General features: G+C 33.9%; 15 protein-coding genes. 13 read left to right on the plus strand and 2 right to left on the minus strand.

The features are described 5' to 3' along the window. Positions 1–90: 90 nt before the first annotated feature. Positions 91–399 (minus strand): flagellar hook-basal body complex protein FliE, encoded by a 309-nt coding sequence (fliE, locus tag J6569_RS04340; RefSeq protein WP_296317780.1) that lies wholly within the window; start codon positions 397–399, stop codon positions 91–93. Positions 400–574: 175 nt separating this feature from the next. Here fliE and fliF point away from each other — a divergent pair, with 175 nt between their 5' ends. The 13 genes from fliF to fliR all read left to right on the plus strand — a co-directional run bounded on the left by fliF (position 575) and on the right by fliR (position 11,363). After that, positions 575–2,320: a flagellar basal-body MS-ring/collar protein FliF gene (fliF, locus tag J6569_RS04345; protein WP_296317782.1), complete on the plus strand. Its 1,746-nt coding sequence runs from the start codon at positions 575–577 to the stop codon at positions 2,318–2,320. Further along, positions 2,317–3,315: a flagellar motor switch protein FliG gene (gene fliG / locus J6569_RS04350; RefSeq protein ID WP_065561660.1), complete on the plus strand. Its 999-nt coding sequence runs from the start codon at positions 2,317–2,319 to the stop codon at positions 3,313–3,315. Before fliF ends, fliG begins: the two co-directional genes overlap by 4 nt. Then, complete coding sequence (locus tag J6569_RS04355) at positions 3,308–4,078, plus strand: flagellar assembly protein FliH (protein ID WP_296317783.1); 771 nt, start codon at positions 3,308–3,310, stop codon at positions 4,076–4,078. The genes fliG and J6569_RS04355 overlap by 8 nt, the downstream gene beginning before the upstream one ends. After that, on the plus strand, positions 4,074–5,453 hold the full coding sequence (gene fliI / locus J6569_RS04360; RefSeq protein WP_366941242.1) for a flagellar protein export ATPase FliI: 1,380 nt from the start codon (positions 4,074–4,076) through the stop codon (positions 5,451–5,453). The genes J6569_RS04355 and fliI overlap by 5 nt, the downstream gene beginning before the upstream one ends. A gap of 12 nt (positions 5,454–5,465) precedes the next feature. Continuing rightward, entirely contained in the window at positions 5,466–5,927 is a 462-nt protein-coding gene (fliJ, locus tag J6569_RS04365; RefSeq protein ID WP_051634102.1) for a flagellar export protein FliJ, read from the plus strand. Beyond that, a complete protein-coding gene (locus J6569_RS04370; RefSeq protein ID WP_296317786.1) occupies positions 5,917–7,029 on the plus strand; it encodes a flagellar hook-length control protein FliK in 1,113 nt (370 codons plus the stop codon). The genes fliJ and J6569_RS04370 overlap by 11 nt, the downstream gene beginning before the upstream one ends. A 179-nt stretch (positions 7,030–7,208) precedes the next feature. Continuing rightward, positions 7,209–7,676, plus strand: coding sequence for a flagellar basal body-associated FliL family protein (locus J6569_RS04375; protein ID WP_085164699.1), 468 nt, complete (start codon positions 7,209–7,211; stop codon positions 7,674–7,676). Positions 7,677–7,681: 5 nt separating this feature from the next. Next, positions 7,682–8,731, plus strand: a complete 1,050-nt coding sequence (gene fliM, locus J6569_RS04380; protein ID WP_296317788.1) for a flagellar motor switch protein FliM — start codon at positions 7,682–7,684, stop codon at positions 8,729–8,731. Next, the gene (fliN, locus tag J6569_RS04385; RefSeq protein WP_366941239.1) at positions 8,709–9,104 is read left to right on the plus strand and encodes a flagellar motor switch protein FliN; all 396 of its coding nucleotides are present in this window, start codon (positions 8,709–8,711) and stop codon (positions 9,102–9,104) included. Before fliM ends, fliN begins: the two co-directional genes overlap by 23 nt. After that, positions 9,104–9,541: a flagellar biosynthetic protein FliO gene (gene fliO / locus J6569_RS04390; protein ID WP_174799245.1), complete on the plus strand. Its 438-nt coding sequence runs from the start codon at positions 9,104–9,106 to the stop codon at positions 9,539–9,541. The genes fliN and fliO overlap by 1 nt, the downstream gene beginning before the upstream one ends. Before the next feature lie 6 nt (positions 9,542–9,547). Beyond that, positions 9,548–10,285 (plus strand): flagellar type III secretion system pore protein FliP, encoded by a 738-nt coding sequence (gene fliP, locus J6569_RS04395; RefSeq protein ID WP_296317792.1) that lies wholly within the window; start codon positions 9,548–9,550, stop codon positions 10,283–10,285. Between the two features lie 8 nt (positions 10,286–10,293). Then, positions 10,294–10,563, plus strand: a complete 270-nt coding sequence (gene fliQ / locus J6569_RS04400; protein ID WP_034909516.1) for a flagellar biosynthesis protein FliQ — start codon at positions 10,294–10,296, stop codon at positions 10,561–10,563. A gap of 5 nt (positions 10,564–10,568) precedes the next feature. Beyond that, complete coding sequence (fliR, locus tag J6569_RS04405; protein WP_296317794.1) at positions 10,569–11,363, plus strand: flagellar biosynthetic protein FliR; 795 nt, start codon at positions 10,569–10,571, stop codon at positions 11,361–11,363. A 206-nt stretch (positions 11,364–11,569) separates the two neighbouring features. Here the strand turns inward: fliR and J6569_RS04410 are convergent, their stop codons facing one another. Further along, positions 11,570–11,905: a zinc ribbon domain-containing protein YjdM gene (locus J6569_RS04410; RefSeq protein ID WP_296317796.1), complete on the minus strand. Its 336-nt coding sequence runs from the start codon at positions 11,903–11,905 to the stop codon at positions 11,570–11,572. Positions 11,906–12,435: the final 530 nt, after the last annotated feature.

The raw sequence follows: 12,435 nt of genomic DNA on the forward strand, positions 1-12,435 counted from the left end.
TTGATTATCGCATTTAGACCAGAATGAATGGTTATCTGTAAAAGTAAAATGCAAAATTTAGAATATAGGAATTGTATTCGATGTCATTAATTAAACATTCATATTCATAATTTCTTGATAAGCAGCAACTAGTTTATTGCGTACTTGAATACCAAACTGCAATGAAACCGATGATTTTTGCATATTAACCATGACTTCATTCAATGAAATATTTGCATCTCCCATTTCAAAAGCTTTTGCTTCATTATTTGCCTGTATTTGTATTTGACTGATGTTATCTAAAGCGGTTTTTAATTCTGAAACAAAGTTTTTATCTGCAAAATGCGTTTTTGGAGATATTGACGTTGATTCATTTAAATCAGTTAGCTCAATTGGATTGAATGTATTGATTGTATTCATTTTGATAACTGCTTTTTAGCTCTTTTGTTACTGTATGGCTAAATTTAACATATAAATAAAAAAACAAAGGGTATAAGTAAGGGAAAAAGTGCACGCTTTTCTCGCCATTGAATTTTTTAAATACATGGATAATAACGAACAGAGTTAATCTAAATAGTTTAGAGTCAGGGTGCCAATGGCTAGTCAAACAGTCAATAATAAAGGTGAATCAATATTAAATAAGTTGCCTTTTATAAATCAACTAAAACAAAACACCAAAATGGCATTGTTAATTGCAGCTGTAATTATAATAGCCATTATTAGTTTTATTTATTTATGGGCTAAAGATGAGTCTTATGCAGTTTTATTCAGTAATTTAAATGATAAAGATGGTGGTGAAATTATTAGCCAACTTGATAAGATGAATATTCCTTATCAATTTTCGTCTTCTGGTTCCACAATCTTAATTCCACAAGATAAAGTTTACGATACCCGATTACGTATTGCTCAGCAGGGTTTACCAAAAGGTGGGGCGGTAGGTTTTGAATTGCTCGACAAAGAAAGTTTTGGTATGAGCCAATTCAATGAACAAATAAATTATCAACGAGCTTTAGAAGGCGAATTATCCCGAACAATATCCATCATCAGTAGTATTGATGATGCTAGAGTGCATTTAGCGATGCCTAAACCTTCTTTATTTGTCAGGGAAAGGAAATCTCCTTCTGCTTCGGTGGCGTTAACGTTATTTCCTGGGCGATCGTTATCACAAGGTCAAATCGATGCCATTATCCATTTAATTTCCAGTAGTGTGCCAGAATTACAAGCAGATAAAGTGACCATTATCGATCAGCATGGTCACCTGTTAACTGGTGAAGGTTATCGTGATAGAAACACAAATGTTGCTCAACTCGAATTTGGTGAGCGAATTGAAAATAATATTCGTGAGCGAGTAGAAAAAATCATCACCCCAATTTTGGGTAAAAATAATGTCAAGGTGCAAGTGAATGCTGATATTGATTTCAGTCGACAAGAATCGACATTAGAAACTTATGATCCTAATAGTGATATTGCTAATCAAACTATTCGCAGTAAGCAACAAGTAGAAAATCGTCAATCAGCTAAAAGCTATGGTGTAGGTGGTGTGCCAGGAGCGTTGTCTAATCAACCTGTACCTGCATCTAGCGCGCCAATCGATGAACAAGAATCGACTGAAAAACACGATAAGCAAGGAAATTACAGCTTGCAATCAAATAATACCGTTAATTTTGAAGTAAATAGAAAGGTTATACACAGTCAAATACCTGAAGGTCGTATTAAACGTTTATCGGTTGCTGTTTTGGTGAATTATAAATTCGTTACAACCGAGCCAGATAATGTTAAATCTGAGGATGTTGACAGTGATAATGACAATGACAATGACAATGACAATGACAAAAACAAGTCATCTTCCATAACTGAGCAATGGGTAAAGCTAGATAGTGATGAACTGAAAAATATTGAAGCATTAGCCCGTCAGGCAATGGGGTTTTCTGATTTACGTGGTGATAGCTTGACTGTTGCAAATTTGAAATTTACCGATCAAACACTTGATGACAACGATAATATGGCATTTTGGAAAACTCCTGAATTTTATGATTCTGCTAAAACAGTAATTAAGTATCTAATTTATATTATTATTTTATGGTTTGCGTGGCGTAAGGTTTTACGTTCGGTATGGATAAAATTACAACGTAAATTCTTTATTGATAATGGAGAATCATTAGTTTCTCAATCTACCGTAGACGATAAGTTAGATTATAAAGCTCACAGTAAACAACAGCAAAAAATATTTGAAGATAATACGCAACAACAACAGCATATACGGAAAATTGTTGAAAAAGAACCGCGTGTAATGGCACTAATTATTCGTAATTGGATAAATAAGGAGGACACTGAGCAATGATATTAAGTGAATCTCAAAAAGTAGCTGCGATTTTAATGGTGTTAGGTGAAGGGTTAGCGGCACAAGTTATGCAACATCTTAACCATAAAGAAGTGCAACAAATTAGTAGTGCGATGATGTCATTACCTCAATTTTCGCAAGAACAGTTGAAAGGTATACTTAACGAGTGCCAAGTTGCTCTTGAAGAATGCGCTGTTTTAAATACCGATCCAGATGGTTACTTACGTACAATATTGGGTCGATCTCTTGGTAGTGAAAAAGCCGAACGTTTACTGGATGAATTATTAGATACAGGAAAAGAAGAAGCAACCGATGGTCTTGAAATGCTCAACTATGTCGATGCTACAAGAGCAGTTGATTTGGTCAAAAAAGAACATCCACAAATTATTGCAACTATTTTAGTTCATCTAAATCGTGATTTAGCGGCAGAAATTCTAAATCTATTTGATGATGAATTACGAAACGATGTCATGTTACGTATTGCAACTTTTGGAGGAGTAGAGCCTTCTGCACTTCAATTACTCTCAACTTCATTATCGACTTTACTACATGGTCAAAATATCAAACTTAATAATCTTGGTGGTATACGTACTGCGGCAGAAATTATTAACTTAATGAAAACGCAGCAAGAAGAGCAAGTTATTAATGCATTGCGTGATTATGATGGCGAGTTAACCCAAAAAATTATTGATGAAATGTTCTTATTTGAAAATCTTGTTGAAGTGGATGATAGAAGTATTCAACGCTTACTTAAAGAAGTCGATAATGAAATATTAATAATTGCATTGAAAGGTGCATCGGTTGAATTACGAGAAAAACTATTGAGTAACATGTCACAGCGAGCGGCATCTATCTTACGTGAAGATTTAGAAAATCGACCTCCTGTACGTTTATCTCAAGTTGAAACTGAACAGAAAAAAATACTGGCTATTGCTCGTCGATTAGCAGAAAGTGGTGAAGTTATCCTAAGTAGCGGTGATGATGAATATGTGTAATCGGCCAGATAGATTAAATTGGGAACCATTAAGTTTTCAAGATTTCTCTTTACCCGAATTACCGAAATTAAGTAAAAATGAAGTTGCTATAAACGTTGGAACTGATGATCCTGAAACAGAACTAACTGCTACCGAGATGGATAATGTTGTAATTGAACCAGAGTTAAATCAGGCACAACAGTTAGAGCAATTAAAAGAAGAGGTAAAAAAACAGGCTTATCAGGACGGTTTTAATTTAGGTCAACAAGAAGGTTTCAATGCAGGTAAACAGGCTGGTTATGATGAAGGATATCAAATTGGTGAGCAAGAAGGGCGCCAGTTCATTGAACAACAACTTAATGAAGAAAAATTAAATGCCGTTCAAGCTATAGCTAATTTAATAACCAATTTTCAAAATTCGATCAACGAAATTGATGAATTAATTGTTCCTAAACTGCTTGATTTAGCATTGATTGCTGCGCAAAAAACAGTAGGCACGATACCCAAAGCTAAGCAAAAACAGCTTATTTATACCATAAAAACATTAGTTGAACAGTGCTCAGTTTTGTCTGAACCTATGGCATTGCACCTAAATCCAGCTGATTTACTGTGGTTAGAACCCATGCTGAATGATGAAATCAGTCAACATCATTGGCAACTTATTGCCGATTCTAACGTAGAACAGGGTGGATGCAAGATATTTACCGAAACTAATGAAATTGATGCAAATATCGATCAACACTGGCAAATAATGTCTGATAGCTTAAAAGAGGACAATCATTAACGTGAGATATTCTGCACAATGGCTAAATAAAATTGACCAAGCTACACAACAACTTGAATCACTATCACTAATCCGCCAATATGGAAGATTGATTAAAGCATCGGGACTTGTGCTAGAAGCTATTGGACTAAAGTTACCTTTGGGGTCTAACTGCTTGGTTGAACGACAAACCGACGGTCGAATTGAGCCCGTTGAGTGTGAGGTAGTTGGATTTAGTGATAAAACACTTTACTTAATGCCATTTGAATCAACTGACGGTATTTTATTAGGGGCACGAGTCTATACTAAGCAATATGATCTAACACATTTTAATCATAAAGTATTACCTATGGGAATGGGATTATTAGGTCGAGTGGTTGATGCTATGGGAAATCCCTTGGATGATAAACCATTACCTGAGCATATTGAGTATGCTGGATTAGCCAATAAATCCCTCAATCCACTACAACGGACTCCTGTTCATCAGGTTCTTGATGTTGGTGTCAGAGCTATAAATGCCTTGCTAACGGTTGGCAAAGGGCAACGAATGGGCTTATTTGCTGGATCAGGGGTTGGTAAAAGTGTCTTACTAGGCATGATGGCTCGTTATACGCAAGCGGACATTATTGTTGTCGGGTTGATTGGTGAACGAGGTCGAGAAGTTAAAGACTTTATCGAAAATATTTTAGGCGAAGAAGGATTAGCTCGAGCGGTTGTTGTAGCAGCACCAGCGGATGTTTCGCCATTATTACGCTTACAAGGAGCGGCATATGCAACAAAAATTGCTGAAAACTTTCGTGATAAAGGTTTTAACGTTTTATTGATTATGGACTCTTTAACTCGTTATGCTATGGCACAACGAGAAATTGCTTTAGCAATTGGTGAACCCCCAGCAACTAAAGGTTACCCGCCATCAGTCTTTGCAAAACTACCCGCATTAGTTGAAAGAGCAGGTAATGATGAAGAAGGGAAAGGCTCAATTACTGCATTTTATACGGTATTAACCGAAGGTGATGATCAACAAGATCCGATTGCAGATTCGGCCAGAGCAATTTTAGATGGACACATTGTTTTATCTCGCTCTCTTGCTGAATCAGGGCATTATCCAGCTATTGATATTGAGGCTTCAATCAGTCGCGTAATGACAGATCTTACTGCTCCTGAAGATGAAAAAAAATCTAGATTATTTAAACAATTATTTTCAAGTTTTCAACGAAACCGTGATTTGATTAATGTTGGTGCTTATGTATCTGGCACAGATCCATTATTAGACAGAGCAATAACGCTATATCCTGCTATGCAAAAATTTTTACAACAAGGTATTAATGAACATTGCTGTTATCAAGACGCTTATCAACAATTAGCGGCCATTGTTGAGCCACAATTAGCTCGTTAGGGAAAGATCATAATGAATAAAAATCCTTCGCAACTTGCATTTTCAACATTAAAAAAATTGGCGCAAAAGTCGGTAGACGATAACTTGATAAAACTAAAAAAAGCAAATGAAAATCATCAAAATGCGCAATCGCAGCTAAATGTTCTAAATAATTATTATGTTGAATATCAACAAAAATTAAATAATGCCTTATTTGAAGGTATTAAAGGTAGCGAGTTAAACAATTTTAAATCGTTTATTGCTTCAATTGAGCAAGGTATTGAGCAACAAAAAAAACTATTGTTATCGTTAGATATTAAACAAAAGCAAATTACAAATCAGCTTAATCAATCACAAAAAAGCTTAAACACATATACCACACTATTAAATAAGCAGTATAACCAATATTTGCAACGACAAAATCGGTTACAGCAAAAACTGACAGATGAATTTGCGCAGTTACAATTAGCAAGGAGAGTATTAAATGAATGTTAATCTTAATCTTATCAATGGATTGAACCCTACTGTTTCTCATCAATCAGATCTTGTTGAAACCAATTTAACGAATAATGGTAATGATTGCTTTCAACAATTATTACAACAAAGTGAAAATCAAACCGAACATAATAAAAAAACAGTTAATACCAAATTAAAAGGTATCGATGATGCGCAAGAAGATAATGATCATAATGTTGAAATGTTAATTACGGAAATTTATCCCTTTAATATACAAACACCAATAGCACAAGATAGTGATATAAAAATAGATCAAAATACTGAAACATTAAATGTTAATTTATTCGATGGATCATCATCAGAAGTGGTAATCGATGAGCAAGCAACGCATTTACTTGCTTCTATTTATGACAGTGAAGATTTAATTAATAAAGTAACATCACAAACAGGAATAAAAACTAAACCTGTGGATAAAGGAACGACAAATATTAAAGATAATATTAATAATTTTGCTAACTCAAAAAATGAATCGCATAAAGCTAGTGAATTTATGCAGAAAGTAGTGATGAATCAAGTCCAATTAATAAATAATTACGATGATGAAGGACAAATGGCTACTAATCAAGAGCCATTTTTGTTAGCCAATACCAATGGACAAAACCAGCTATTATCACCAACTAGTATTAGCGCAAGATCAGCGACAATAAATTTACCTACACAAAATATTATGCAGTGGCAAACTTCATTAAGTGAACAAATTATCATGTTTAATCGTCAAGGTATTCAAACTGCCGAAATAAAATTACATCCACAAGAGTTAGGCTCAATGTACATTAAGCTTGCAATGAATGATGATAAAATGAATCTTCATATGATGGCTGCACATAGTGCTGTTAAAGGTATGTTAGAATCGGCTTTACCTTTTTTAAGAACATCATTAGAAGATCAAGGTATTACACTAGAGCAAACAAATATCGGTGATTTTTCAATGATGAATGATTCAAAACAATCTGATACACAGCAACAAACAAAAAGCAATCAAACCCAGAAAGTCGTGTCACTTGATGTAATAGACGATAGTATTGAGCAATCTCTAATTGAAAGTCGATCAATTAAATCTAGACTTAGTATATTTGCCTAACTAATAAGATTATTATTTTTTGAGCAATTTTATATTTTAAATCAATTGAAACGTTTAAATAGGTAATGTTTTGTTGCCTATTCTTCAAATCAATTTAAAAAATATGATTTATTATCCTTGTAACTATACCTAATTAATGGGTTATAAATCTTTTTAAATTTATAGAGACAAGAATAAATATGCCTACCACGAAAAAAAAAGTAAGTGTTTTAAATCTGATCCTTATTCTTATTACGTTGTTAGCGATAAGTGTTGCGGCTTATTTGTGGTTTCACAATCACTCACAAAGCACAACTAAAGCACAAGAAGAACCCGAAGTTACGTCACCGGTATTTTTAACATTAAAACCGTTTACTATTTCATTACCTGTCTCAGAAGATAATATCGAAACTAATAAAATTATTTATATTGGAATAGTTTTGCGTATCGCCGATGAAAACCAAAGAACAGTGCTATTAGATTATTTACCTGAAGTAAGAAGTGACGTACTACTTTTAACTTCAAAACAGCATGTTAACAAACTAAAGCAAGAATCGGGGAAGATCGATTTACAAGAGCAGATAAAAACTACCTTATCAAGACAATATGATGCAAAACATTGGGTAAAAGTTGATGAAGTTCTATTTACTGATTTTATTATACGGTGATTATTATGCCCGATAAGATAGAGCCCACAACAGATTTAAATGAAAATAGTGCTGCAGAACAACTATCTGATAGTTTTGTTAACGATGGTGAAGATAGCAGTATTGATGTTTCTTCTTTTTCGTTACCTTCTGGTAAAAAGGTTGATGTTAAACCTTATGATTTATCGGTAAAACATCGCTTTATTCCTGAACGTTTAACCGCATTAGAAATCATTAATGAACGTTTTGCTCGTCAGTTTAGAATTGGGCTATTTAATCGATTGCGTCGCAATGCCGATGTAGTTGCATCGCATATTGAACCACAAACATTTGAGGAATTTTCTAATATTTCATCAGAAAACCATTTAAATTTAGTTCATCTTAACCCATTAAGAGGTTCAAGCTTATTTTCATTTTCGCCTGAATTAGTCTTTATTATCGTTGATTCATTATTTGGAGGAGACGGGCATACAACTAAAATAAAAACACAAGGACGAGAATTTACCCACACCGAACAGCAAATCATAAAACGAGTATTAGAATTAGCATTAGTTATTTATCAAAATGCATGGGCTGATGTATACCCAATTGAAACTGAATATATTCGCTCTGAAATGCAAAGCAAATTTACCAACATTACCAGTTCGCCTGATGATGTCGTGCTAACAACAAACTTCAAAGTCGAAGTGGGTCATAGCAAAGCAACATTTTGCATTTGTATCCCTTATTCTATGGTTGAACCAATCAAAGAGTTGCTAATAAAGCCACCTATCGAAGAACAGACTTATCAAGACGATAATATCTGGATGAGTTCATTAACCACTGGAATTAAACAATCATCTGTCGAATTAGTTGCCAATTTTACCCATATTCATACAACCGTTGAAAAACTGTTAGCGTTAAAAGTTGATGATATTTTAACAATTGAAAAACCAACAAATATAGATGTAACAGTTGGCGGTGTACCGGTATTAAAAGGCCATTACGGTAAAGTAAATAAACAGTATGCAATTCAAGTAGAACAGGTCATTAATCCTGTGATAGAACAACTGAATGAGGGAGTGTTCAATGACTGACATTATACCAAATAACGGCGAAGACCAAGAAGAAAAAGTAACGAGTGATGAACTCATCACTAAAGAGGCTATTTTTGAAACATTATCTCCTCAACAAACAAAAGATAAAAAGCAAGATATTAATCTTATATTAGATATACCTGTTGATTTAAGCGTTGAACTTGGTCGAACAAAAATAGCTATTAAAGATCTATTAAATCTAACCCAAGGTTCGGTAATTGCATTAGATGGGCTTGCAGGAGAACCATTAGATATATTAATTAACGGTTATTTAATAGCTCAAGGCGAAATTGTGGTAGTTGGCGATAACTATGGTGTACGTATCACCGATATTATTACTCCATCAGAGCGTGTAAGAAGATTAAGCCGTTAATGACAATAAAGCAACCTAATTTGATTCAACCTACGGTTGGTGCAACCAATACTAATACCTTATCGCCATCGTCTTCTGATTTAAATATTTATACTGAAATTGGATCGTCAATGGGATTAACGCTTATTGTGATCATCGGTTTTATTTTATTGCTAGGATGGCTCGCAAAACGAATGGGTTGGAAAAAAACGACCGAACAATGGATTGATGTCAAAGCCACATATAACATTAATCCTAAAGAACGTATTATGGTTATTCACGTTGATAACCAATTATTAGTGGTAGGTGTTACTCCTCAACAAATGACATTGTTACATACTATCAATGAAGAAAGAACCAAAGTGTTACTTTCGCAAAATGGAGCAGATAAAAATCTTACGAAAATTAACTCATTTCAACAGATATTACAATCCGCTTTAAAAGTGAAAAAGGAGTAACAACAAGTGCGATTAAATTTAACTATTTTGCTAAGTTTATTGCTATTTAGCTTATCTAGCCATGCTGAAACTTCAGCTTTAACTAACATAAATCAGTCCCTAACAGGTGGGCAAAATTGGTCGTTACCAGTTGAAACATTAGTCTTTTTAACATTGCTCACTTTTATACCAGCAATATTATTATTGATGACCAGTTTTACAAGAATTATCATTGTGTTAGGTCTGTTACGTAATGCCCTAGGTACGCAATCAGCACCGCCGAATCAAGTTATTTTGGGAATTTCGCTTTTTATGACTTTTTTTATTATGTCGCCAGTCATTGATAAAATTTATCAAGAAGCGTATGTGCCATATTCACAAAATCAAATTACCATGCAAGAAGGATTAACAAAAGCAACTAAACCATTACAAGAATTTATGCTTACCCAAACGCGAGAAAATGACCTAGCGTTATTTGTTAACATGTCTCACCAAAACAACATTCAAACACGGGAAGACGTTCCTTTAAAAGTATTAGTTCCTGCTTTTGTGGTGAGTGAATTAAAAACAGCGTTTCAAATTGGTTTTACAATTTTTATTCCATTCTTAGTAATTGATCTAGTGGTAGCAAGCACGCTTATGGCATTAGGAATGATGATGGTGCCACCAGCGACAGTATCATTACCATTCAAATTAATGTTATTTGTCTTGGCAGATGGTTGGCATTTATTACTTGGATCATTAGCACAAAGCTTTTTTAGTTGAGTCGCACTATGTCATCTGAATATATCAGCACGTTAGCCATACAAGCGATAAAAGTTGCGGCATCATTAGCTGGACCGTTATTATTAGCCGCATTAGTAACAGGGTTAATCATTAGTTTATTACAAGCTGCGACGCAAATTAACGAAATGACATTATCATTTATTCCCAAGATCATAGTGGTCATTGTGGTTTTAATAATATTGGGGCCATCAATGCTATCAACCATGATCGACTATATCCAAACCGTTATTACAGATATTCCTAACTTAACCCGTTAAATGTAATGGAATTTGATATCAACAATTTATTTAATATCGATTTCTTTTCTTGGATTAGGGACTATTTTTTCCCTTTTGTTCGTATCTTAGCGTTGATCATGGTAGCGCCCATTTTTGGCGAAAAGGAAACGCCTAATCGAGTTAAAATTGGCCTAGCGCTACTCACTACGATTGTACTGCCACATCCACATATTGATGACAATATAAAAATATACTCATTTATAGGAATATGGATTATTGCACAACAAATAATGATTGGAATACTTATTGGTTTTACCATGCAGTTGGCATTTATGACAGTGCGATTTTCAGGAGAATTAATAGGGATGCAAATGGGGCTAGGAATGGCGACCTTTTTTGACCCTATTGGCGGTCCATCTACATCAGTATTATCACGCTTAATTAACATCATTGCTTTATTAATATTTCTCAGTCTTGATGGTCATTTATGGTTGTTATACGGCATATCAAATAGTTTTGATATTATTCCGATTGCAATAATGCCATTACAAGCGAATGGATGCTTAGCATTAATTGAAGTCAGCAAACTATTATTTATCAACGCGATCATGTTAGCACTTCCTTTAATGACATTGCTATTAATCATCAACATATCATTAGGACTACTTAACAGAATGACGCCACAGCTATCTATATTTGTGGTTGGTTATCCAGCGACCCTATTCTTAGGGCTAATCATGCTAACTTATTTAATTACAACACTACCCGCATTTACTGAATTTATTTTTGAACAAATGTTTGAGCGAATTTCTAGTATTTTATGGTATTTAACTCGGTGATATAAATTGATCACACAGTCGTATTTAATTTACCTATTCAACTTGACTTATTTTTTGTGGCTATGGGAAATAAATTCTTCAAAAAAACAATAAATACTTAATTGAAAACAATAATCTAACTAAGTATGTTTATTGTATGATAGATTATATTAATTAACACTAAAACAGATTAATGCTGATAAAATCAGCATTAATAAAATAGTTAACTAAGCTTTTTTTACAAAGCAGGCTTTTAGCATAATTTTCATGCCATCAATTTTGCAGTCGATTTCGTGATCACCTTCGACTAAACGAATGCCTTTGGCTTTAGCGCCTTTTTTCAGCACCGTTGAAGATCCTTTCAATTTTAGATCCTTAGTCAAAATAATATCGTCGCCATCAGCAAGTAAATTACCATTGCTATCTTTTACCTGTAATCCAACATCAGAAGACACAGCCTCGTTTGGATCCCATTCGTGGGCACATTCAGGGCAAACACAAAAGCTGCCATCATGATAAGTGTGTTCAGATTGGCAAACAGGGCAATTAGGTATAGATTCCATAGCTTATAACTCTTATAGATTAAATAAAATGGGGTTTACTATAGCAAAAAAATGCTATTAAGTCATGGATGTTGTCTATTCGCTATTGTTAGGATCTAAAATAGCGATATACAAAAATATAGGAAGTATTAATTATGTTTCTGTAAAGGTTAATGATTAAGTCTTAATATTAATAAGCAAATATGTGATTTTAAGTAATAGATTCATTATCTTATATTATTAAAAAATTTAGAGAAATGGATGATCTTTTATTAAAGAAGGAGCTTAACAAAACTTTACAAAAAAACAGGTGAAAAATGAGGGTTTTATTCTAAAATAGAGTAGCATAGTTATATACTACTTTATGCTAAAATTACTAAAAATAACATTAACTGTTTATTTTATAACAATAAATTTAAGAAAATAAGTATGAGGAATAATAAAGTTATGATAAAATATGGACTTAATCGGGCATCGGGCATCGGGCATCGGGCATCGGGCATCGGGCATCGGGCATCGGGCATCGGGCATCGGGCATCGGGCATCGGGCC

Origin of the sequence: Gilliamella sp., from assembly GCF_024104075.1 — a bacterium.
GTDB lineage: Bacteria > Pseudomonadota > Gammaproteobacteria > Enterobacterales > Orbaceae > Gilliamella > Gilliamella bombi.